The organism is Pectobacterium actinidiae, assembly GCF_000803315.1.
Classification (GTDB): Bacteria; Pseudomonadota; Gammaproteobacteria; order Enterobacterales; family Enterobacteriaceae; genus Pectobacterium; species Pectobacterium actinidiae.
The window spans coordinates 554,989-577,864 of record NZ_JRMH01000002.1; the positions used below are offsets into that span (position 1 = coordinate 554,989).

21 protein-coding genes are annotated in these 22,876 nt (G+C 50.7%); 2 read left to right on the plus strand and 19 right to left on the minus strand.

The genetic code is table 11. The annotated features are described in order from the left end of the window. Positions 1-31 precede the first annotated feature (31 nt). A complete protein-coding gene (locus tag KKH3_RS19985) occupies positions 32-1,216 on the minus strand; it encodes a benzoate/H(+) symporter BenE family transporter (protein ID WP_039363721.1) in 1,185 nt (394 codons plus the stop codon). Between the two features lie 91 nt (positions 1,217-1,307). On the opposite strand from KKH3_RS19985, the gene KKH3_RS19990 reads away from it, so the two are divergent. Next, entirely contained in the window at positions 1,308-1,874 is a 567-nt protein-coding gene (locus tag KKH3_RS19990; RefSeq protein WP_039363724.1) for a helix-turn-helix domain-containing protein, read from the plus strand. A 35-nt stretch (positions 1,875-1,909) separates the two neighbouring features. Here KKH3_RS19990 and phoU read toward each other — a convergent pair whose 3' ends face one another. The 8 genes from phoU to glmU all read right to left on the minus strand — a co-directional run bounded on the left by phoU (position 1,910) and on the right by glmU (position 11,683). After that, a complete protein-coding gene (gene phoU, locus KKH3_RS19995; protein WP_010681436.1) occupies positions 1,910-2,638 on the minus strand; it encodes a phosphate signaling complex protein PhoU in 729 nt (242 codons plus the stop codon). A 13-nt stretch (positions 2,639-2,651) separates the two neighbouring features. Beyond that, on the minus strand, positions 2,652-3,425 hold the full coding sequence (gene pstB / locus KKH3_RS20000) for a phosphate ABC transporter ATP-binding protein PstB (protein ID WP_010681437.1): 774 nt from the start codon (positions 3,423-3,425) through the stop codon (positions 2,652-2,654). Positions 3,426-3,511: 86 nt separating this feature from the next. Further along, a complete protein-coding gene (pstA, locus tag KKH3_RS20005; protein ID WP_039363726.1) occupies positions 3,512-4,399 on the minus strand; it encodes a phosphate ABC transporter permease PstA in 888 nt (295 codons plus the stop codon). Continuing rightward, a complete protein-coding gene (pstC, locus tag KKH3_RS20010; protein ID WP_039363729.1) occupies positions 4,399-5,358 on the minus strand; it encodes a phosphate ABC transporter permease PstC in 960 nt (319 codons plus the stop codon). The genes pstA and pstC overlap by 1 nt, the downstream gene beginning before the upstream one ends. A gap of 97 nt (positions 5,359-5,455) precedes the next feature. After that, on the minus strand, positions 5,456-6,496 hold the full coding sequence (gene pstS, locus KKH3_RS20015) for a phosphate ABC transporter substrate-binding protein PstS (RefSeq protein WP_039363732.1): 1,041 nt from the start codon (positions 6,494-6,496) through the stop codon (positions 5,456-5,458). 210 nt (positions 6,497-6,706) lie between these two features. Next, positions 6,707-8,134 carry a DUF4026 domain-containing protein gene (locus KKH3_RS20020; RefSeq protein WP_039363735.1) on the minus strand — a complete coding sequence of 476 codons (1,428 nt, stop codon included), beginning with the start codon at positions 8,132-8,134 and terminating at the stop codon, positions 6,707-6,709. A gap of 162 nt (positions 8,135-8,296) precedes the next feature. Beyond that, positions 8,297-10,129, minus strand: coding sequence for a glutamine--fructose-6-phosphate transaminase (isomerizing) (gene glmS / locus KKH3_RS20025; protein WP_039363738.1), 1,833 nt, complete (start codon positions 10,127-10,129; stop codon positions 8,297-8,299). Between the two features lie 183 nt (positions 10,130-10,312). Further along, entirely contained in the window at positions 10,313-11,683 is a 1,371-nt protein-coding gene (glmU, locus tag KKH3_RS20030; RefSeq protein ID WP_039363742.1) for a bifunctional UDP-N-acetylglucosamine diphosphorylase/glucosamine-1-phosphate N-acetyltransferase GlmU, read from the minus strand. A 324-nt stretch (positions 11,684-12,007) separates the two neighbouring features. Between glmU and pelX the strand changes: the two genes are divergently transcribed. Further along, positions 12,008-14,242, plus strand: a complete 2,235-nt coding sequence (pelX, locus tag KKH3_RS20035; protein WP_039363745.1) for a pectate disaccharide-lyase PelX — start codon at positions 12,008-12,010, stop codon at positions 14,240-14,242. A gap of 412 nt (positions 14,243-14,654) precedes the next feature. Here the strand turns inward: pelX and KKH3_RS20040 are convergent, their stop codons facing one another. The 10 genes from KKH3_RS20040 to rsmG form a co-directional block, all read right to left on the minus strand. Further along, positions 14,655-15,074 carry a F0F1 ATP synthase subunit epsilon gene (locus KKH3_RS20040; RefSeq protein ID WP_039363748.1) on the minus strand — a complete coding sequence of 140 codons (420 nt, stop codon included), beginning with the start codon at positions 15,072-15,074 and terminating at the stop codon, positions 14,655-14,657. Between the two features lie 19 nt (positions 15,075-15,093). Continuing rightward, positions 15,094-16,476 carry a F0F1 ATP synthase subunit beta gene (gene atpD, locus KKH3_RS20045; RefSeq protein WP_039363751.1) on the minus strand — a complete coding sequence of 461 codons (1,383 nt, stop codon included), beginning with the start codon at positions 16,474-16,476 and terminating at the stop codon, positions 15,094-15,096. Positions 16,477-16,523: 47 nt separating this feature from the next. Continuing rightward, positions 16,524-17,387, minus strand: coding sequence for a F0F1 ATP synthase subunit gamma (atpG, locus tag KKH3_RS20050; protein WP_010681464.1), 864 nt, complete (start codon positions 17,385-17,387; stop codon positions 16,524-16,526). A gap of 52 nt (positions 17,388-17,439) precedes the next feature. Then, a complete protein-coding gene (atpA, locus tag KKH3_RS20055; protein ID WP_005976551.1) occupies positions 17,440-18,981 on the minus strand; it encodes a F0F1 ATP synthase subunit alpha in 1,542 nt (513 codons plus the stop codon). Between the two features lie 12 nt (positions 18,982-18,993). Then, positions 18,994-19,527, minus strand: coding sequence for a F0F1 ATP synthase subunit delta (gene atpH / locus KKH3_RS20060; protein ID WP_039363754.1), 534 nt, complete (start codon positions 19,525-19,527; stop codon positions 18,994-18,996). A 14-nt stretch (positions 19,528-19,541) separates the two neighbouring features. After that, the gene (atpF, locus tag KKH3_RS20065) at positions 19,542-20,012 is read right to left on the minus strand and encodes a F0F1 ATP synthase subunit B (RefSeq protein ID WP_010681466.1); all 471 of its coding nucleotides are present in this window, start codon (positions 20,010-20,012) and stop codon (positions 19,542-19,544) included. Between the two features lie 63 nt (positions 20,013-20,075). Then, positions 20,076-20,315 carry a F0F1 ATP synthase subunit C gene (atpE, locus tag KKH3_RS20070; protein WP_005976545.1) on the minus strand — a complete coding sequence of 80 codons (240 nt, stop codon included), beginning with the start codon at positions 20,313-20,315 and terminating at the stop codon, positions 20,076-20,078. A gap of 49 nt (positions 20,316-20,364) precedes the next feature. Continuing rightward, a complete protein-coding gene (gene atpB / locus KKH3_RS20075; RefSeq protein ID WP_039363757.1) occupies positions 20,365-21,165 on the minus strand; it encodes a F0F1 ATP synthase subunit A in 801 nt (266 codons plus the stop codon). 22 nt (positions 21,166-21,187) lie between these two features. Then, complete coding sequence (atpI, locus tag KKH3_RS20080) at positions 21,188-21,571, minus strand: F0F1 ATP synthase subunit I (protein WP_039363760.1); 384 nt, start codon at positions 21,569-21,571, stop codon at positions 21,188-21,190. A 624-nt stretch (positions 21,572-22,195) separates the two neighbouring features. Then, positions 22,196-22,816, minus strand: a complete 621-nt coding sequence (gene rsmG / locus KKH3_RS20085; protein ID WP_039363764.1) for a 16S rRNA (guanine(527)-N(7))-methyltransferase RsmG — start codon at positions 22,814-22,816, stop codon at positions 22,196-22,198. Positions 22,817-22,876 lie beyond the last annotated feature (60 nt).

Genomic DNA, 22,876 nt, shown 5'->3' on the forward strand with positions numbered 1-22,876 from the left:
TTACTTCGGTATTCTGGCAGATTATCCTGATTCAACGCGCCTTGTCAGCGTATGCTGACAGAATAAACCAGGTCATCATCCCCCCAATCAGTCCCCAAAACGCTGCGCCGATTCCCCACAGTGTCAGCCCAGAGGCGGTAATCAGGAAGGTGACCACCGCAGCATCACGCTGTTTTTCATCCAGCAAAGCGCGGTACAGGCTGCCTGAAATGGTGCTGAGCAGCGCTAAACCGGCGATAGCGTGGATCAGCGGCTGCGGTAGCGCCGTGAAAAGCTGCCCGATCGATCCGCCAAAAACGCCTGCCAGCAGATAAAATCCACCGGCTGCGACGGCGGCAAGATAGCGTTTCTTCGGATCGGGGTGCACATCCGGCCCCATACAGATCGCGGCGGTAATCGCGGCGATACAGACGGAGAAACCTCCGAACGGCGTCAAAACCAGCGCAATTAATGCGGTAATGGCAATCAGCGGTGATATAGGAACCTGATAGCCCGCGGCTTTCAGCGTGGCAACACCCGGTGCGTTCTGCGACGCCATCGTGACAATGAAAAACGGAACGCCGACGCCCAGCAGAGACGCCCATGAAAAATGCGGCGTAATAAATTCCGGTACGGTGAACACCAGCGGAGAATCAGAAACCACAATTTGTCCGCGAAATAAGGCGAGCAGCAGGCCAGCCAGCAGCGTCAGTACAATCGCAAAGCGCGGTAACAGCCGACGGCTGAGCAAATAGGTTACGCACATCGCAAAAGCCAGCCAGAAATCCTGTTGCAGGGAAAGAAAAGCATCCGCCCCAAAGCGCAGCAAAATCCCCGCCAGCATCGCAGCAGAAATAGCCTGTGGTATCACATTCATCAGGCGGGCAAAGAGGCCGGTGATCCCACAGATAAAGATAAGCGCAGAGGCGAACAGGAACACGCCGATCGCCTCATTGATCGAGGTGCCCGGCAGGCTGGTGACCAGCAGCGCCGCCCCCGGCGTTGACCAGGCCGCCAGTATCGGCGCACGGTAATACAGCGACAGGCTAATAGACGCCAGCCCTTGGGCAATCCCCAGCATGCTTAACCAGCCGCCGATCTGCACCGCACTGGCACCCGCCGCTTCCGCTGCCTGAAAAATGATGGCGGCCGAGCTGGTGTAGCCCACCAGCACCGCAACGAAGCCAGCGATGAGGGTCGAAAAAGTGACATCTTTTAGCGCAAATGACGCAGGCATGGTATACCTTCACTCTTATCGTGCGTTATAACGCACAGAAAGCGTTAACATAGCAGTGTGCGCTATAACGCACAAGCAGGAGCCAGTACTGATGTCTGATGAGCTAACCCGCCGTATTGGCAATACGTTGAAAACGTTAAGACAAGAGAAAGGCTGGAGCCTCACGCGCGCGGCAGAAGAGACGGCTGTGAGCAAAGCGATGCTAGGCCAGATCGAGCGGGGCGAATCCAGCCCGACAGTTGCCACGCTGTGGAAAATTGCGACCGGCATGAATGTCGCGTTCTCAAGCTTTATTGAACCGACGCTCGCGGATGAAGACGTGACTTATCGCTCAGGGGCGGGATCGTCATTCAGGGAAAACGAAGCAGGAATGCACGTTGCACCACTCTTTCCCTTCGACGAAAAACTACGTTTTGATATGTTGGTTATTGAGCTGGCATCAGGTGCCAGCAGCACCTCATCGGCGCATGAAAACGGGGTGATCGAGCATATTATTGTGCTGGAAGGACAACTGGAAATCACCGTTGATGGACAGACGCATGTGTTGTCCGCTGGTGACGCTTTGCGCTTTGCCGCCGACAGGGAACACCGCTACCACAACCCTACCGATACCACAGCGCGCTTCCACGATCTGATTCACTATCCTGATAAAAAATAACGCCCTGCAAGCAGGGCGTCAGCGTTAGAACGAGCTTACTCTTCCGCTTTATCTTTCTGCGCCAGCAGCTTTTCGAGCGCATCGCCACCCAGATGACGGAAATCCTGACCTTTGACGAAATAGAAGATAAATTCGCAGATGTTCTGGCAACGGTCACCGATACGCTCGATAGAACGAGCACAGAACAACGCCGTCAGTACGCTTGGGATAGTGCGAGGATCTTCCATCATGTGGGTCATCAGTTGACGCACAATCCCTTCGTACTCTTTATCCACTTTTTTGTCTTCGCGATAAATACGAATCGCCTCATCCAGATCCATACGGGCAAACGCATCCAGCACGTCATGCAGCATCTGCACGGTGTGGCGCCCTAATGACTCCAGACTCACCAGCAGCGGCTGATGCTGATGGGAGAACTTCTCCAGCGCGGTGCGACAGATTTTATCCGCTACGTCACCGATGCGTTCCAGTTCGGAGATAGTTTTGATGATCGCCATCACCAGACGCAAATCGCTGGCGGTAGGCTGACGCTTCGCAATAATACGTACGCAGGCCTCATCAATCGCCACTTCCATCAGGTTAACTTTGGCGTCGCCTTCAATAACCTGCTGAGCCAGCTCCGCATCCTGATTATGCATCGCGGTAATCGCGTCACTCAGCTGTTGCTCCACCAGCCCGCCCATGGTCAGGACCTGCGTGCGGATGTGTTCCAGTTCGGCGTTAAACTGACCGGAAATGTGTTTGTTCAGATTCAGATTATCCATGATGCTTTCCTAATCAACCGTAACGGCCGGTGATGTAATCTTCAGTCTGTTTCTGCCGTGGAGCAGTAAACAGGGTATCAGTATCGCTGAACTCAATCAGCTCACCCAAATACATAAACGCCGTATGATCTGAACAACGTGCTGCCTGCTGCATATTGTGCGTCACGATGACCACGGTGTAGTCTTTTTTCAGCTCGGAGATCAGTTCTTCAATGCGGCCGGTAGAAATCGGATCAAGCGCAGAACAGGGCTCATCCAGCAGCAAGACATCTGGGCGAATCGCGATGCCACGCGCAATACATAAACGCTGCTGTTGACCACCGGACAGGCTATAGCCACTCTGATGCAGCTTATCTTTCGTCTCTTGCCACAGCGCGGCTTTGGTCAGCGCCCACTGAACGCGTTCATCCATATCGGCACGAGACAGCTTTTCAAACAGACGCACACCAAACGCAATGTTGTCGTAAATCGACATTGGGAACGGCGTCGGCTTCTGGAACACCATGCCGACCTTGGCGCGTAGCAGCGCAATATCTTGCTTATCTGTCAGGATGTTATTGCCATCCAGCAGGATATCGCCTTCGGCACGCTGCTCAGGGTAGAGCTGATACATTTTATTTAGCGTACGCAGCAGCGTGGATTTACCACAGCCGGACGGACCGATAAACGCGGTAACCTGATTCGCGGCAATATCCAGCGTAATGTTTTTCAACGCATGGAATTTTCCGTAATAGAAATTCAGATCGCGTACCTGGATTTTGTTGGATGTCTCAGTAGCCATACTCATCAAGACTTCTCTCTTTTTCCTGGCACTGCCTGGCAGCGCCTTGAATTTATTTAATGTTTCTCAGAAAACGACGCTTTCTTAGCGAATTAGTGCTTCTTAGCAGAGAAAATAACGCGCGCCAGAATATTCAGCAGCAGTACGCACATCGTAATCAGCAGTACACCCGCCCAGGCCAGCTGTTGCCACTCCACAAACGGGCTCATGGCAAACTTAAAGATGGTGACCGGCAGGTTAGCAATCGGATGCATCAGATCCGTGCTCCAGAACTGATTCGACAGTGACGTAAACAAAAGCGGCGCCGTTTCCCCGGCGATACGTGCAATAGCCAGCAGTACCCCGGTGATGATGCCCGATACCGATGCCTTCAGCGTAATCGCAGAAATCATTTTCCATTTCGGCGTACCGAGCGCATAGGCCGCTTCACGCAGGCTATCCGGCACCAGTTTTAGCATGTTCTCGGTGGTACGAATCACAATCGGCACCTGCAACAGCGCCAGCGCAATCACCCCCGCCCAGCCGGAGAAGTGCTGCATCTTTGCCACCACCAGCGTGTAGACAAACAGCCCCACGACAATCGACGGTGCTGACAGCAGAATGTCGTTGATGAAACGAATCACTTCGGCGATCCAGGATTTACGACCGTATTCCGCCAGATAGATGCCCGCCATAATCCCCAGCGGCGTACCCAGCAGCGTCGCCCACAGGATCAACAATCCGCTCCCGACGATGGCATTCGCCAACCCACCACCTTCCGTATTCGGTGGCGGCGTCATCTCCGTAAACAACGCCAGCGACATGCCATCCACGCCGCGAGTCACGGTCGAAAACAGGATCCAGATCAGCCAGAACAGGCCAAATGCCATCGTGGACATGGATAAGAACAGCGCAATGCGGTTTTTCTGGCGACGCCAGGCCTGCATTTTACGCCGCGAGCGTGCCAGTTCGGCTTCTTGCTCTATGCCTAATGTAGCCATTAGCGCGCCCCCTCATTTTTAGCCAGACGCATCACCATCAGCTTTGAACATGCCAGAACAATAAAGGTAATCACAAACAGAATCAGCCCCAGCTCCATCAGCGCCGCCGTGTGCAGGCCGGATTCCGCTTCGGCAAATTCGTTTGCCAGCGCAGAGGTAATACTGTTGCCTGGCATATACAGCGACGCGCTGTCGAGCTGGTAGGTGTTACCGATGATAAAGGTGACCGCCATGGTTTCACCCAACGCGCGCCCCAATCCCAACATCACCCCGCCGATCACGCCATTTTTGGTGTAAGGCAACACAATGCGCCAGATGACTTCCCACGTCGTACAGCCAATACCGTAGGCAGACTCTTTCATCATCACCGGCGTTTGCTCGAAGACGTCACGCATCACCGCCGCAATGTACGGGATAATCATGATGGCCAGAATGACGCCAGCCGCCAGAATACCGATCCCGAACGCCGGACCGGAGAACAGTGAGCCAACAATAGGAATACCGGACAGGACGTTGCCTACCGGTTGTTGGAAGTATTTGGCAAACAGCGGAGCGAAAATGAACAACCCCCACATGCCGTAAACAATACTCGGAATGGCCGCCAGCAATTCAATCGCCACGCCAAGCGGACGCTTCAACCAGGCGGGTGCCAGTTCTGTCAGAAACAACGCAATCCCGAAGCTAATCGGAATCGCAATAATCAGTGCAATCAGCGAGGTAACGATGGTGCCGTAAATCGGAACCAGTGCACCAAACTGCTCTGCGGGCGCATCCCACTCTTTCGTCCACAAGAAGGCAAAACCGAACTTCTCGATGCTAGGCCAGGACGCCAAAATCAGGGAAACAATGATGCCGCCCAAGAGCAGTAACGTGACCAGCGCCGCCAGTTTTACCAGCGTGCTGAAGAGGATATCGCCATATTTTCCCGGGGCTTTGATAGTTGGCTTGTACTCCGCCATACGTCTCTCTTCTCGTTTTAACTACATTTGATAAGCTATTGAAGGCAGAGAGGTTGCTATCACCTCTCCGCCCCGATACGACGTGTCGATACAATAATTAGTACAGTGCTTTACCGCTGCTGTCTTTTACCTGGGTTTTCCAGGCAGCACGGATTTGCTCAACCACTTCTTTTGGCAGCGTAGCGTAATCCAGCGCTTCAGCTTGCTCGCCGCCTTTATTGAACGCCCAGTCAAAGAATTTCAACACTTCAGCGCCCTGCTCAGGTTTTTCCTGTTTGGTTTGAACCAGGATGAACGTGGTTGAGGTGATCGGCCATGCATCAGCGCCTTTCTGGTTAGTCAGATCCTGAGCGAAGGATTTGCTCCAGTCGATCTCTTTAGCCGCGTTGCTGAAACTTGCGCCAGTCGGGCTAACCGCTTTGCCGTCGGCAGAAATCAGTTTGGTGTAAGCCAGGTTGTTTTGCTTGGCATACGCGTATTCTACGTAACCGATAGAACCTGGCAGACGTTGTACGAACGCCGCGATACCATCGTTACCTTTACCGCCCAGACCGGTTGGCCAGTTCACAGTAGAACCTGCACCAATCTTCTCTTTCCATTCTGGGTTCACTTTTGCCAAGTAGCTGGTGAACACGAAAGACGTACCAGAACCGTCAGCACGACGAACTACAGCGATATCCTGATCCGGCAGTTTGGCATTCGGGTTCAGTTTAGTGATTGCTGGGTCGTTCCATTTTTTGATTTTACCCAGGTAGATATCACCCAGAGTTTTACCATCCAGCGTCAGTTCGCCAGACTTGATACCAGGAACGTTCACCGCCAGTACCACGCCACCGATAACGGTTGGGAACTGGAATAAACCATCCTGTGCTAATTTGTCGTCAGCCAGAGGCGCGTCAGACGCACCGAAATCTACCGTTTTCGCGATAATCTGTTTTACACCGCCAGAAGAACCGATGCCTTGATAGTTAACTTTATTGCCGGTTTCTTTTTGATAGGAGTCAGCCCATTTAGCATAAACAGGCGCTGGGAATGTCGCACCGGCACCGGTGAGGTTAGTAGCAGCAAAAGCAGAAAACGCCGTCAGAGAAAAGGTTGCCGCAACAACACTGGCAAGAGTGGTACGCATCAGTTTCATAATCCCTCCTGTGGGATACTCGACGTGTCGACGTAGAGTCGTTATCAATCAGAGTTATCAAATCAGAGTGTAGTTCGCAGGAGGAAAAATAGGACAATTTGGTGACAGTAAAATGTACGTAATATGACAGTTTTATGACAAGGCGCGATAAGCGAGGAAATTCAGGGAGAACCAGCCAGAACGCAGGTTCTGACTGGCAAAAAGGAAGACTCAATGAGTCTGGCTATGACTCAGCAGTTTGTAAATCGTATCAGGCTTATAACTGTCGCCCTGATAATAAATCGCCCAGTCGGTTACCCACGATATATCAATAGAATACACGCCGCCTTCCTGCATATCCTCAACACAGAACGGATGATTGATTAATACTCCCGTAACGGTCGTATCGTTGATTTTTTCGGGTATAAACCACATGTGCTCACGCTCTTCCCCGTCTTGGCCATGAGGGATGCCAAACTTCACCATAAAGCGCCATTCACTTTCGACAGGCTTAGGGGCTTTCTTGAGAAGCCTGGCTAGAAAACCTGACTTAGCCGGTTCGTCACTCACATGGTAGTTTTTGAACATGTTGACGAAATAACGCCAGCGCAGTTGTGCCTTACGCGACATTTCTGCCGTTTCCGTACTGGTACGCCAGAACATGATGGCGTTCTGCTCATCAAACCCTTTAAAGAACGTTTGCAGTACCGGATTTTCTTCGTTGGTACGAAACAGCATACAGGAAGGCGACTGATGCACGTCATCTCTGTCGGCGCGATCGCCCAGAAACACCCCTTCCGGTGTTCCTTCCAGATCGTAACGCATCTCTTCCAGAGGCCGCAGTTGGTCAATCGGCGTGGAGTGGTTCACATGGCGCAACCCTTCTTCAAACGGCAGTGCCACCAGATATTCATAACCGCTGTCCGTTTGCCCGCACAGAATCGGCTCATTAAAGGTAATACGCTGATTCTGAATGGCATTATTAACAAAGCTTCTGAATAAATCCGGGATGCCATAATACGAATTCAGCGTCTCAGGAATGACCAATTCCGCTTCCGTCAGGCCGCATCGCGCCAGACCATGCGAGTGAAACCAGAATGTGGTTGGCGGATCGTTCTCGGTGTCGTACACGGCATGAATGGTATACAGCGATTCGATTTCCGGCAGGACATCATCTCCCAGTTGAAAATCCAACCATTCACGGGTAAACACGTTACCCGCGGCAGACATATCAATGCCCAATAGAAAATCCGGCACCACGGCGCTTAATAAGCGGAGCTGATGAACGTAATCTTCCAGCGGATTTTGCCCAAAAAAACACTCAACCATCACCTCCTGCGTTGCCGCATTAGCCTGCGCCAGCAGTTCAGGGGGGATCGGATCGGTTGAATGCATCGGCGTGATCTGATTCTCAGGATCGCGCTCCGATACCTCAAGATAAAAGGTCAGCTCGCGATCGTGATGACGGCAGGTATAAAAAAAGCCGCCCTGTTCCTGCTCGGTATAACTTATTTCGCCATCGGTGAAAAATGACTGCGCCTCTAACAAGCTTTCCAACAGTGGATAGTTCATCTCTCGTGAGGAGAAAGCCACCATCGTTGAAGGCGCTTTTTCACCCTTTCCTTCGGCGATATCGAGGTATTGCTGTTTGTTATTCATACTAAGAACGAATCAATATTCAATATGGGTAAACCAATATACCCAATAAATTTTGATGATGAGAGTGCGATGGGATGAAAAAATGCGGATAAAAAACGAGCTGGAATATAAAAAATAAATGAAGGTAAATAACACAATCGCTATTTACCTTCATTTTTAAACTTACTCTACCGTGACGGATTTCGCTAGGTTACGTGGCTGATCGACATCCGTACCTTTAATCAACGCGACGTGATAAGACAGCAACTGCAACGGCACCGTATAGAAGATTGGCGCAATCACTTCTTCGATATGCGGCAGTGGAATAATCTTCATATTTTCGCTGCTGGTGAAACCGGCATCTTCGTCAGCGAAGACATACAGCTCGCCGCCGCGGGCCCGAACTTCTTCGATGTTGGATTTCAATTTCTCCAACAGCTCGTTGTTAGGTGCCACGACAACAACCGGCATATCCGCATCAATCAGCGCCAGCGGGCCGTGTTTCAGCTCGCCTGCCGCATAGGCTTCCGCATGGATGTAAGAGATCTCTTTCAGCTTCAGCGCCCCTTCCATCGCGATCGGGTACTGATCTCCACGACCAAGGAACAACGCATGGTGCTTGTCAGAGAAACCTTCTGCCAGAGATTCGATAAGCTTGTCCTGCGACAGCATCTGCTCAATACGCGCGGGTAGCGCCTGCAAACCATGAACGATATCATGCTCAATTTGCGCATCCATACCACGCAGACGGCCAACACGCGCCACCAGCATCAGCAGAACGGTAAGCTGGGTAGTGAAAGCTTTGGTCGAAGCCACGCCAATTTCAACGCCCGCTTTAGTCATCAGCGCCAGATCGGATTCACGTACCAGCGAAGAACCGGCAACGTTACAAATGGCCAGCGAACCCAGATAGCCCAGCTCTTTGGACAAACGCAGTGCCGCCAGCGTATCTGCCGTTTCACCAGACTGAGACAGGGTAATCATCAGGCTGTTCTTACGCACCGCAGGCTTGCGGTAGCGGAATTCGGAAGCAATCTCCACGTCGCACGGAATCCCCGCCAACGCTTCAAACCAGTAACGGGAAACCATACCGGAGTTGTAGGACGTACCGCAGGCAATAATCTGAACGTGTTCAACCTTCGCCAGCAGTTCATCCGCTTTCGGGCCTAACTCAGAAAGATTGATCTCACCGTGGCTGAAACGCCCTTCAAGGGTGTTCTTAATTGCCATCGGCTGTTCGTAGATCTCTTTCTGCATGTAGTGACGATACGCGCCTTTATCACCCGCATCGTAATTCACTTTTGATTCAATTTCTTCGCGTGTAGCAAGCTGGCCGGATTTATCAAACACGCGCACGTCACGACGGGTGATTTCCGCGATGTCGCCTTCTTCCAGGAACATGAAGCGGCGAGTCACAGGCAGCAGCGCCAGCTGATCGGAGGCAATGAAGTTTTCACCGACACCACGGCCAATCACCAGCGGGCTACCAGAACGCGCGGCGACCAGTACGCTTGGATCGCGGTTATCCAACACCACCATGCCATACGCACCGCGCAGCTGTGGGATTACACGCTTAACGATTTCAACCAACGTTCCGCCATTCTGCTGCTGTTCAAAATGCACCAGATGGGCAACCACTTCCGTATCGGTTTCAGAAACGAAACGGTAGCCACGACCGATCATCAGTTCACGCAGCGGCTCGTGGTTTTCGATAATGCCGTTATGGACGATAGTGATATGTTCAGAAACATGCGGGTGTGCGTTCTCTTCAGAAGGTTCACCGTGCGTTGCCCAGCGAGTATGGGCAATACCCGTACCGCCGTGCAGTTCATGCTCTTCGGCTGCCTGAGAAAGCACCTGCACTTTACCCAGACGACGTAAACGAGCGACATGTCCTTCGCTGTCAACAACCGCCAGCCCCGCAGAGTCATAGCCGCGGTACTCAAGACGGCGTAAACCTTCCAACAAAATTTCAGCAACATCACGTTGCGCAACAGCGCCTACAATTCCACACATCGATGGTATTCCTATAAAAGTGACATATTGTGTCACCTGGGATGTCTTTGACCTGATTGTTCCGGTTTTTCCGGGTTCCCCGAGCCTTGTAGAGAGTTGGGGATTATTATGTTTTGTTCTGCACTCTGGATTCAGCCAAAGCACAGGACAAAACGGCCTCCGCCGCATGCGGAGGCACCGCTATTATTGCTTTTTCACCGGACGTTGCCAGCCGGAAATATGACGTTGTTTGACGCGACCGACCACCAGTTCATTCTCTGCCACGTCGCGCGTCACCGTCGTTCCCGCACCGATAGTCACGCCGCTGGCAATGCTAACGGGCGCTACCAGCTGACTATCCGAACCAACAAAGACATCGTCACCAATAATCGTTTTGTGCTTATTTGCGCCGTCATAATTACAGGTGATCGTTCCTGCACCAATATTAACACCGGAACCGATATCCGCATCACCCAAATAGCTGAGATGACCCGCTTTTGATCCTTTACCCAGCCGCACTTTTTTCAGTTCAACAAAGTTGCCGACATGCACGCCCTCAGCCAATTCTGCGCCTGGACGCAAACGGGCAAACGGGCCAACGGTACACTCTGCTTCTAACACGGCGTCTTCCAACACGGAGTAAGGGCTGATCTCGCTGTCGTCGCCAATGATGCAATTTTTGATTACGCAGCCAGCACCGATTTTCACCCGGTTGCCTAGCTTAACATTGCCTTCCACGACCACATTGATATCAATCACCACATCGCGACCATGAGTCAGTTCGCCACGCAGATCAAATCGTGCCGGATCGAGCAGCATAACACCAGCCAGTAGCAGCTTATCCGCCTGTTCACGCTGATAAACCCGCTCCAGCGCCGATAATTGCAGACGATTATTGACGCCTTCAACCTCACTCAAGCGATCGGGATGAACCGCTTCAACACGCTGACCTTCTTCCGCGGCCATCGCAATAATATCGGTGATATAAAATTCACCCTGTGCGTTGTTGTTATTCAACTGGCTTAACCAACGCTTCAGATCTTTGCCGTTCGCAATCAGAATGCCGGTATTGATCTCGTTAATCTGGCGCTGTTCTTCGCTGGCATCTTTGTGTTCGACGATCCCAACCACCGCGCCCTTTTCACGCACAATTCGCCCATAGCCCGTCGGATCGTCCAGCTTCACCGTCAACAGGCCGATACCGTCTTGCGGCTTAGCTTCACGTAAACGCCCCAGCGTTTGCGATGAAATCAGCGGCACATCGCCATACAACATCAAGATATCTTCATCATCAGCAAAATGAGGCGCAGCTTGCTGCATCGCATGCCCGGTTCCCAACTGTTCCGCCTGCAATACCCAGTTCAACGCCGGATCGGCCAATTCACGTTTTAGCAAATCACCGCCGTGGCCGTATACCAGATGAACGTGCTGTGCGCCTGTCGTCATTGCAGCATCAATAACGTGCTGAACCATTGGCTTACCCGCCAGTTGATGCAACACCTTGGGAAGGTCGGAATACATACGGGTTCCTTTACCCGCAGCAAGGATCACCACACTCATCGCACTATTTGACATAAGTATCCTGACAGTACGGAACCACAGCTCCGCAAAAATAAAATGGCTAGCCTGTTACGGCATGAATAACCAGAGTTTACAGAAACTCATGCATAACGCGGATACTTTTTGGTGAGTTTTTTCTGAAAATCGCGCTCAAAACGATGAACGTTCTTGAGGAGAAGAAACGGATATCGTGCTATCAACCTCAACAGAAATGACACGTGGTTTCATAAAAAACAGACTTTGTTTTTAAGTATTTCCATTTGTGACACACCCAAAAGAAACAGCGTTTCATTTATAGCAATATACGCGGGCAAATAATTCAATAACGAAGGAGATACAATGAAACGTTGTTCTTCACAAAAATGTGATTCATTACGGAAACACCGTTCTTCACGCCTCGCAGCCGTCGCGTTGACGAATGCATTACTCTTTAGCTTTAGTACACACGCTGCGACAGAATCAACGCCTGTCTGGCACGGCATCGCCTTTGGTCAATCAACAGACGTAAACTTTTCATCCAACGTTCTGCCGGAAAAAATTGGTGTTAACGACGTCACCATTAACGGCAAGAAATTAGCGCCGGGGGATAACGCTGATTTATCCGCCCCCATCACGATCGAGAGTCGTGGCGGAAAGATTGCCAACACCCATGACGGTCTGACGTTCTTCTATACGCAGCTGCCTGCGAATGTGAATTTTACGCTTCAGTCTGATATTACCGTAGAGCAGTTTGGGCCAGAAAACGGCGCCAAGCCTGCGGCTCAGGAAGGAGCAGGGATTCTGGTACGCGATATTATCGGCGTACCGCGTCAGGAACCGCTGAAAGAAGGGTATGAAGAATTCCCTGCGGCATCCAACATGGTGATGAACGCCATCATGACGCAGGATAAAAAGTCTCATACCGAAATCAAACTACAGGCGATTTTGCGTAATGGCGTCACGCAACCGTGGGGAAATGCGGGCGCGAAAATTACCAAAACCAGCTATCAGGAAAACGTTAATCTGGAGCAAACACCGACGTTCCGCCTGAAACTGGAACGCACCAACGACGGCTTTATTACCTCTTACGCGCCGAAAGGCACAGATAACTGGGTATCAAAAGAAGTCAAAGGCGCAGACGTCGTCACCAAGCTGGATAAAGACCACTACTACGTCGGTTTCTTTGCCTCCCGTAACGCCAAAATCACCGTCAGCAATGCACAGTTGACCACGACGCCAGCGCAAACCAAAGCCTCACCGGAATTTAAAGCCAAGGCTTATGATCCTTTGCTCCAGGTGATGTCGTCACCTAAAACCACCAGCGAACACTATGTGGTTCAGGCCAGAGCCAATTACGATGGCACGATCGCGGTGTCGCAAAACGGTCAGCAACTGGGTGATACCAAACCGGTTAAAGCGGGAGAAACCTTATCTCTGCCCGCGAAAATTGCCGGTAACGGTGCTGAGTTCAAGATAGCTTACCAGCCCGCAGAAGGGGATGATAAAGCGGTAAAAGAGAGCACATTCAAGGTTGAAAGAGTGGCTTACGCAGACGCCAAAAATCTGTATGTTTCGCCACAAGGCACAGCCAGCAATGACGGCAGTAAAAATGCACCTATCGATTTAGCCAGTGCCGTCGCCGCTCTGCCTGCTGGTGGTACTATCTGGCTCAACGATGGCGATTACAGCGCGGCTGAAATCCCTGTCAGTGCCAGCGGCCAGCCAAAAACCGTCAAGAACCTGTTTGCCGTCGGCAATAAAGCCGTCATTCATGGCCTGCAACTGAAAGCCAGCCACTGGCATGTCAAAGGGATTGAAATCACAGAGAAACCGTTCCGTATCGAGGGAAGCTATAACACCATCGAACGCGTTCTGGCGCACCACGCTGACGATACCGGTATTCAGGTGACCTCAACGGCCGATGTAGGTAGACCACTGTGGGCTAGCCATAACCTGATTCTGAATTCAGAATCTCACAGCAATCAGGATCCAGGCAAAATTAACGCCGACGGTTTCGCGGTGAAAATGCGTGTGGGTGAAGGCAACGTGATCCGCGGTGCGTTCTCGCACAACAACATCGATGACGGTTTCGACCTGTTTAACAAAATTGAAGACGGCGCAAATGGCGTTGTGGTGATCGAGAATTCAATTGCCATGAACAACACCAGCAACGGCTTCAAAATGGGTGGTGAAGGCCAGCCAGTGGCGCATCAGGTTAAACACAGCATTGCTGTGGGTAACAAACTTGATGGTTTCACTGACAACTTCAACCCTGGCGCATTGATCGTTGAAGATAACATCGCGTTAGATAACGAACGCTTTAACTTTATTTTCCGTCCAAGCCCTTACTCTGGCGCGGAAAAACAAGGTGTCTTCAAGCATAACATTTCGCTGAAAACCAAAGCGGGTAAATATGATGATGCGGTTGTCGGCAGTATCGATAACACCAACTATTTCATCAAAGGTGATCGTTCAGTGAACGCACAAGGTAAGGAAATCGCGGTAAATAACTTCGTATCCGTTACCGTTCCTGAAACGTTTACGCGTGATGCCAAAGGCAATCTGGTACTTGGCGATTTCCTGAAGAAAAAATAAGTCTGTGCAGAAAGCATCACAGATTTTGCCGTTATCCGGCGTAAAAAATTATACAGCGGTGATCATGAGCACCGAGTGAGCGGCATGGATGCCGAGAAAGTCAGTGCCGCGTCGGGAACGCGTCACTGACGGCTCGAAGAGTGATCATGAACGCCGATGGCACCGCGTAGCGGCATAATTTAGCCGGAAGCCTGGGTTCGCAGGGCGGCGGCGACTGAGCGTCCCTGCGTCGGGCGCGTGCTACGGAGTAGCATGAAAATAACGGGATTATCGCGCACGAAACCGTCTCTTAGTCTGCATAAAAATGTCACTAAGAGGCGAATCTGTGAAGGCAGGGAAGGGGCACAACCTTAAATACAAAAAGGCCAGTCAGTGTGAACTGACTGGCCTTCAATTATTGCAAGCTTATCTGTTACATCGCTTTTCTGGTCAGCTCGATAACACGCAGCTTCGCAATCGCTTTAGTCAGCTCTGCGGAAGCCTGAGCATAATCCACATCGCCATGCGAATTGCGGATATGATCTTCGGCCTTGCGTTTCGCTTCCAGCGCACGTGCTTCATCCAGATCCTGCCCACGGATAGCGGTATCAGACAGTACGGTGACTATGTTTGGCTGCACCTCAAGGATGCCACCAGAAAGATAAATATATTCTTCCTCACCGTGCTGCTTAACGATACGAACCATACCAGGCTTAATGGCAGTAAGCAGAGGGGCATGTCCCGGATAAATACCCAGTTCGCCTTCGCTCCCCGTTACCTGGATCTTCTGCACCAGACCGGAGAACATTTGCTGTTCTGCACTCACGACATCCAGATGGTAAGTCATAGCCATGTCACCCTCCTACAAGGCGTTACAGTTTCTTGGCTTTTTCCACGACTTCTTCAATGGAACCAACCATATAGAACGCCTGCTCTGGCAGGTGGTCGTATTCGCCTTCCATAATCCCTTTAAAGCCACGGATAGTGTCTTTCAGAGAAACGTATTTGCCCGGAGAACCGGTAAATACTTCCGCTACGAAGAACGGCTGAGACAGGAAGCGCTGAATCTTACGCGCACGGGATACGACCAGCTTGTCTTCTTCAGACAGCTCGTCCATACCCAGAATCGCGATGATGTCTTTCAGTTCCTGATAACGTTGCAGAATAGACTGCACGCCACGGGCAACATCATAGTGTTCCTGACCAACAACCAGCGGATCCAACTGACGGCTGGTGGAATCCAGCGGGTCAACGGCCGGGTAGATACCCAGAGAAGCAATCTGACGGCTCAGTACCACAGTTGCATCCAAGTGAGCAAAGGTGGTGGCTGGTGACGGGTCAGTCAAGTCATCCGCAGGAACGTAAACGGCCTGAACGGAGGTGATAGAACCGGTTTTGGTTGAGGTGATACGTTCTTGCAGAACGCCCATCTCTTCCGCCAGCGTCGGCTGATAACCTACCGCAGAAGGCATACGACCCAGCAGTGCAGAGACTTCCGTACCGGCCAGGGTATAACGGTAGATGTTATCGACGAACAGCAGGACGTCACGGCCTTCATCACGGAATTTTTCCGCCATGGTCAGGCCGGTCAACGCAACGCGCAGACGGTTACCCGGTGGCTCGTTCATCTGGCCATACACCAGTGATACTTTATCGATTACGTTGGAGTCGGTCATTTCGTGGTAGAAGTCGTTACCTTCACGGGTACGCTCACCAACGCCTGCAAACACGGAGTAACCGGAGTGCTCGATCGCGATGTTACGGATCAGCTCCATCATGTTTACGGTTTTACCTACGCCCGCACCACCGAACAGACCCACTTTACCGCCCTTGGCAAACGGACACATCAGGTCGATAACCTTGATACCGGTTTCCAGCAGTTCCTGTGAGTTTGACAGCTCTTCATAGCTAGGAGCTGAACGGTGGATAGCCCAACGCTCTTCTTCGCCGATTTCGCCTTTCATGTCGATTGGATCGCCCAATACGTTCATGATACGACCCAGCGTTGCTTTACCTACCGGCACTTCGATCGGGTGGTCCAGGTTATTCACGTTCAACCCGCGACGCAGGCCGTCAGAAGAACCCATTGCGATACAACGAACAATGCCGCCGCCCAACTGCTGCTGCACTTCCAGCACCAGTTTCTCAGCGCCGTTCTCTACCTCAAGCGCATCGTACACCTTCGGTACGGCATCTTGCGGGAACTCGACGTCCACCACGGCGCCGATTACCTGGATAATCTTTCCAGTAGCCATCTTGAATCCTCTACGTAATTCGACAATACGTAATTCGTAAACCTGCTTTAAACCGCGGAGGCTCCCCCGACGATTTCGGTGAGTTCCTGAGTAATGCTGGCCTGACGAGCTTTGTTGTATACCAACTGAAGCTCTTTGATCAGGCTACCGCCGTTATCGGTCGCGGCTTTCATCGCAACCATTCGCGCGGCCTGCTCACTAGCCAGATTTTCTACGACGCCCTGATAAACCTGAGATTCTACATAACGGCGCAGCAGGGTATCCAGCAGCGACTTAGGATCGGGTTCATACAGGTAATCCCAGGCTTTCTTCTTCAACTCACTGTCATCCGAAGGCGGTAACGGTAACACTTGAACAACAAGCGGTTCCTGAGACATGGTATTGATAAACTTGTTGCTGACGATATACAGCTTGTCCAGACGACCTTCGTCGTAGGCTTGCAGCATAACTTTAACCGGTCCGATCAATTCTGATACGGAAGGGTTGTCCCCCATACCGGTAACCTGAGCAACAATGTTTCCGCCTACCGAACCGAAGAAAGAAACCGCTTTGGAACCAATCAGCGCTAAATCAGTTTCAACGCCTTTGTCGCTCCAGGATTTCATATCAGCCAGTAGTTTCTTGAACAGGTTAATGTTCAAACCACCACACAGGCCACGGTCAGTAGACACCACCAAATACCCAACACGCTTAACATCGCGTTCTTCCAGGTACGGGTGTTTATATTCCAGATTTCCTAACGCAAGGTGACCAATCACATTGCGTATGGTTTCCGCATAAGGACGGCTGGCCGCCATACGATCCTGCGATTTACGCATTTTGGAAGCGGCGACCATTTCCATTGCTTTGGTGATCTTCTGCGTATTTTGGACGCTTGCGATCTTACTACGTATCTCTTTTGCGCCGGCCATCTTTGCTTCTCCTCAAAGCCTTGCGGCCTGCTTTACAGCAGGCCACCGGGCGTTACCAGGACTGGGTTGCCTTAAAAGTATCGAGGATGCCTTTAAACTTGCCCTCGATCTCATCGTTATAAGCGCCAGTCTGGTCGATTTGTTGCAGAAGTTCGCCATGCTCACGGTCAGCATAAGCCAACAGTGCCGCTTCGAAGCTACCGACTTTCGACAGCTCAACATCTTCCAGATAACCACGTTCCGCCGCAAACAGAACCAGAGACTGTTGTGCGACAGACATCGGCGCATACTGTTTCTGCTTCAACAGCTCGGTCACTTTCTGACCGTGGCTCAACTGCTTACGGGTTGCATCATCAAGATCGGAAGCGAACTGAGAGAACGCTGCCAGTTCACGATACTGTGCCAGTGCGGTACGAATACCACCAGACAGTTTCTTCATGATCTTGGTCTGTGCTGCACCACCCACACGGGATACGGAGATCCCTGGGTTAACCGCAGGACGAATACCGGCGTTAAACAGGTTGGATTCCAGGAAGATCTGACCATCGGTAATAGAAATTACGTTGGTCGGAACGAACGCAGAAACGTCACCCGCTTGCGTTTCGATGATCGGCAGAGCAGTCAACGAACCGGTTTTCCCTTTCACTTCACCCTTGGTGAATGCTTCAACGTAATCGGCGTTAACACGCGATGCACGCTCCAGCAAACGGGAGTGGAGATAGAAAACGTCACCAGGATAAGCTTCACGACCTGGCGGACGACGGAGCAGCAGAGAAATCTGACGATAAGCAACGGCCTGTTTAGACAGGTCATCATAAATAATCAGCGCATCTTCACCACGGTCGCGGAAGTACTCGCCCATAGCACAACCGGCATACGGTGCCAGATATTGCAGAGCAGCAGATTCGGACGCAGTAGCAACGACAACAATGGTGTTTTCCAGTGCGCCATGCTCTTCCAGTTTACGTACCACGTTAGAAATCGTGGAGGCTTTCTGGCCGATAGCGACGTACACACATTTGATGCCGGAATCACGCTGGTTGATGATGGCGTCGATGGCCAGTGCGGTTTTACCCGTCTGACGGTCACCGATAATCAGCTCACGCTGACCACGACCGATTGGAATCATGGCGTCAACAGACTTATAGCCCGTTTGTACTGGCTCATCAACGGACTGACGTTCGATTACGCCAGGCGCAATCGCTTCAACCGCAGAGAAACCGTCATGATCCAGTGCGCCTTTACCGTCAATCGGTGCGCCCAGTGTGTTGACCACACGACCCAGCAGGCCACGACCAACCGGAACTTCAAGAATACGGCCGGTGCATTTTACTTTCATGCCTTCAGCCAGATCCGCATACGGCCCCATGACAACCGCACCAACGGAGTCGCGCTCCAGGTTCAGTGCGATCGCATAACGGTTACCCGGCAGAGAAATCATCTCTCCCTGCATCACGTCTGCCAGACCGTGGACGCGGATGATTCCGTCACTGACGGAAACAATAGTACCTTCATTGTGAGCTTCGCTCACCACATTGAACTGAGCAATGCGCTGCTTGATCAGTTCGCTGATTTCGGTGGAATTCAGTTGCATGCTCCAGTCCCCTTAAGACTGCAAGACGTCTGCCAGACGTTCCAGACGACCGCGAATGCTGCCATCTATCACCATATCGCCCGCGCGAATAACCACGCCGGCCATGACAGACTTATCAATTTTGCAATTCAGCTTCACTTTGCGTGACAGACGTTTTTCCATAGCGGCGGCAATCTTTGACAACTGCTGCTCACTCAACGTGTTGGCAGAAATCACATCGACGTCAACCGTCGATTCCAGTGCTGCCCGCAGTTGAATAAATTGTTCCAGTACTTCAGGAAGCACTGGTAAACGTCCGTTCTCGGCCATCACCCTAATCAGGTTCTGACCGGCTTCATCAAGTTGATCACCACAAACGGCAATAAATGTTTTCGCCAGCTCAATCGGTGCAACCGCACCAGAAAGCAGCTCGGCAATTTGCTCATTGCGCGCTACTTCGGCTGAAAACGCCAGCATGTTCTGCCAGCGATCCAAGGCCTGATTCTCAACCGCAAAGTCAAAAGCTGCTTTGGCGTAGGGGCGAGCTACCGTGACAAATTCAGACATCAGCCCCTCCCTCCTTACAGTTCAGCGACCAGTTTATCAACGATGTCGCTGTTAGCAGCTTCATCCACGGAACGTTCAATAATTTTCTCGGCACCGGCAATCGCCAATACGGCAACTTGCTTACGCAGCTCTTCACGAGCACGTTTACGTTCGGCTTCGATTTCAGCCTGCGCCTGCGCCACAATCTTGTTACGTTCAGCTTCCGCTTCAGCTTTCGCCTCATCCAGGATCTGAGCACGGCGTTTGTTCGCCTGCTCGATGATAACCTGAGCATCCGCTTTGGCTTTCTTCAGTTGATCTGTCGCATTGGCCTGAGCCAAGTTCAAATCTTTTTTGGCACGTTCAGCAGAAGCCAAACCGTCAGCAATTTCTTTCTGACGTTTCTCGATGGCTGCCATCATCGGCGGCCATACATACTTCATGCAGAACCAGACAAACAGGACGAACGCAATGGCCTGGCCGAGGATTGTTGCATTAATATTCACAGCACAATGCCTCTTTCAAAGTTAAATAAGTTGATGTTTTAACCTCAGCAGAAAACATTCTGCTTAGGCCACCGCAAACATCACATACAGCCCCAGACCAACAGCGATCATCGGGATGGCGTCAACCAGACCCATGACGATAAAGAACTGTGTACGCAGTAAAGGAATCAGGTCAGGCTGACGAGCAGCACCTTCCAAGAATTTACCACCCAGAATGCCGATACCGATCGCAGCACCGATTGCCGCCAAACCCATCATTAACGCGGCAGCCATGTACAGCAGATCCACACTCAGGTTTTCCATGACAGTCTCCAGTTTGTTTCAGTTAAAAACGTTATTTGTTGAAAGAAAATCAATGCTCTTCAGATGCCATCGAGAGATAAACAACCGTCAGAACCATGAAAATAAAAGCCTGAAGCGTAATAATCAAAATGTGGAAAATAGCCCAAGGCACATTTAACAGCCATTGTGACCACCACGGCAACAGACCGGCAATCAGGATGAAGATCAACTCACCCGCATACATATTGCCAAACAGTCGCAAGCCTAAGGAAATAGGTTTGGACAGCAGGCTGACACCCTCAAGAATCAGGTTAATAGGAATAAATACTGGATGGTTGAACGGCTGCATGGTCAGTTCTTTAACAAAACCACCGAGACCCTTCATTTTGATGCTGTAGAACAGAACCAGGATAAACACCCCAAGCGCCATCGACAGCGTGATGTTCACGTCAGCCGTCGGCACGGCACGCAGGTAAGCATGCGCCGGATCGTATCCCAACAGGCTATAAATGCCCGCCCAGGCTTGCGGCAACAGATCGATAGGCAGCAGGTCCATCAGGTTCATCAGGAAAACCCAGACGAAAATGGTCAGCGCCAAAGGAGCAATCAGTTTGCTTTTGCCATGGAACATATCGCGTACGGTGCCATCAACGAAACCGATAATCAGTTCGACAGCCGTTTGCAGCTTACCTGGCACACCACTGGTCGCACGTTTCGCTACGCGGTGAAAGATAACCAGAAAGAGGATCCCAAGAGCGATGGAGAAAAACATCGAATCGACGTTGATCGACCAAAAACCCGTCCCGACCTGCAAATGCTGCAAGTGGTGACCGATATACTCTTGCGGAGTAGAGATTTCTCCAGCAGCCATGATGTCTCTTACCCTTTTGTTGTTAATTACGGCAACGATTAATTACGGCCGGTGCCACGATCTGCATAACCAGCACCGACAAATAAGTCAGGCCAAGCGGAAAGAATGCCGCTTTAAACACGCCTAACGCCACCACTAACAGTGCAATGGTGATAAATACCTTAAGCGCCTCGCCAATCGCAAATGACCAAGCCACACGCCCATCAGCAGGCTTATGTGACTGGTGACGCAAGGCAAACAGCACAAACAACACATTCGGTAACCAGGCTGCCAATCCTCCGGCTAATGCAGAAGCAGCAGCGTTGACGCTATTGAGGCTGAAAACAGCACTCAACAAAGCAAAAGTCACTAACTGTAACAACAGTAGCCTTAAGGCTACTTTTCCGCTGTAAAGGGATACAGGCATGACGTTTGCTCTCTCCGTACCTTTTCAGAGGTATACCGAATGACGTATAAAACTGCCTTTACACCACTGAGTCAAGCAGCAAAAAACGAGCAAATTATACGGGTCATACCTGCGAATTCAATCGATAAGTAGCGAAAAGGTGAACAATTATTTAAATTTCTTTCTGAAGCCCCGTTTTTACTAACAATCATTCCTGATCATGTCTGGTGTAATTAATTTCTAAAGGCCTCTAATCTGTGATGTGACTCACATAAAAGGCTTTACGACTATTTATAACAGAACGTGTTTTTTTTTGTCTTTAGCAAAACAAGCTATTTATTTTATTTAACTTCAATAAGTTACAAAAACACCCATTCAAAAAACACCACAAACAACGTTTCAACCGACTATTGACATTATTGATATCGTTTTTTTACTCAATTAACACAAAAATAACTAAATTTTGATGCCGATGATTTATTTTCGCTCGTTATTATTCAGTGCGAAAGCAAAAGGGCAACGCTGAAAAAACGAAGATGTAAAATTTCAGTGATCGCGATGCGTTCTGAAACCACGCCACCGATAGGTGAGGTGGCAATCCTGACACGCAATATTTAGTTATGATTTTTTTGATAAAAAACAAAATTAGTTTGGTTTAAGCACAACCAAGTGGCGCTCACCTTCCAGATCGGGAACAGATAAGCGAACGACCTGATCTAATAGGACACCTTGTGGCAAGGATGACAATTCATCCTCAGGAAGTACGCCTTTTAGCGCATAAAACCGGCCTGTTGGTCTGGCCGGAAGATGGCTACACCAGCTAATCATGTCCTGCAAAGAAGCAAATGCCCGGCTAATTACGCCATCAAAAGGCGGCTCTGCTGGAAATTCCTCAACGCGGCTCTGCACTGGCGTAATATTTTCAAGCTGTAGTTCATGCTGTACCTGACGCAGGAAGCGTACACGCTTACCCAGGCTATCCAGCAAGGTAAAATGCGACTCAGGGCGAACGATCGCCAATGGAATTCCTGGCAATCCAGGCCCCGTACCTACATCGATAAAACGCTGTCCGTGTAAATGTGGCTCAACCACGATACTGTCCATGATGTGGCGGACAAGCATTTGCTGCGGATCGCGTACCGACGTCAGGTTATAAGCTTTGTTCCACTTATTAAGCATGTCAACATACTGTATCAGAAGATTTTTTTGCTTATCTGAAATCACAATGCCTGCCGCGTTTAGCAGATTATCGAGTGTGTTGCGCACAATAAGATCCCGATGATAAATATGAAGTTAATAATAAAAATAGCCGGAGAACCGGCTATT

Coding starts and splice junctions, on each gene's coding strand:
- KKH3_RS19985 (WP_039363721.1), bottom strand. CDS start 1,216: ATGCCTGCGTCATTTGCGCTAAAAGATGTCACTTTTTCGACCCTCATC.
- KKH3_RS19990 (WP_039363724.1), top strand. CDS start 1,308: ATGTCTGATGAGCTAACCCGCCGTATTGGCAATACGTTGAAAACGTTA.
- phoU (WP_010681436.1), bottom strand. CDS start 2,638: ATGGATAATCTGAATCTGAACAAACACATTTCCGGTCAGTTTAACGCC.
- pstB (WP_010681437.1), bottom strand. CDS start 3,425: ATGAGTATGGCTACTGAGACATCCAACAAAATCCAGGTACGCGATCTG.
- pstA (WP_039363726.1), bottom strand. CDS start 4,399: ATGGCTACATTAGGCATAGAGCAAGAAGCCGAACTGGCACGCTCGCGG.
- pstC (WP_039363729.1), bottom strand. CDS start 5,358: ATGGCGGAGTACAAGCCAACTATCAAAGCCCCGGGAAAATATGGCGAT.
- pstS (WP_039363732.1), bottom strand. CDS start 6,496: ATGAAACTGATGCGTACCACTCTTGCCAGTGTTGTTGCGGCAACCTTT.
- KKH3_RS20020 (WP_039363735.1), bottom strand. CDS start 8,134: ATGAATAACAAACAGCAATACCTCGATATCGCCGAAGGAAAGGGTGAA.
- glmS (WP_039363738.1), bottom strand. CDS start 10,129: ATGTGTGGAATTGTAGGCGCTGTTGCGCAACGTGATGTTGCTGAAATT.
- glmU (WP_039363742.1), bottom strand. CDS start 11,683: ATGTCAAATAGTGCGATGAGTGTGGTGATCCTTGCTGCGGGTAAAGGA.
- pelX (WP_039363745.1), top strand. CDS start 12,008: ATGAAACGTTGTTCTTCACAAAAATGTGATTCATTACGGAAACACCGT.
- KKH3_RS20040 (WP_039363748.1), bottom strand. CDS start 15,074: ATGGCTATGACTTACCATCTGGATGTCGTGAGTGCAGAACAGCAAATG.
- atpD (WP_039363751.1), bottom strand. CDS start 16,476: ATGGCTACTGGAAAGATTATCCAGGTAATCGGCGCCGTGGTGGACGTC.
- atpG (WP_010681464.1), bottom strand. CDS start 17,387: ATGGCCGGCGCAAAAGAGATACGTAGTAAGATCGCAAGCGTCCAAAAT.
- atpA (WP_005976551.1), bottom strand. CDS start 18,981: ATGCAACTGAATTCCACCGAAATCAGCGAACTGATCAAGCAGCGCATT.
- atpH (WP_039363754.1), bottom strand. CDS start 19,527: ATGTCTGAATTTGTCACGGTAGCTCGCCCCTACGCCAAAGCAGCTTTT.
- atpE (WP_005976545.1), bottom strand. CDS start 20,315: ATGGAAAACCTGAGTGTGGATCTGCTGTACATGGCTGCCGCGTTAATG.
- atpB (WP_039363757.1), bottom strand. CDS start 21,165: ATGGCTGCTGGAGAAATCTCTACTCCGCAAGAGTATATCGGTCACCAC.
- atpI (WP_039363760.1), bottom strand. CDS start 21,571: ATGCCTGTATCCCTTTACAGCGGAAAAGTAGCCTTAAGGCTACTGTTG.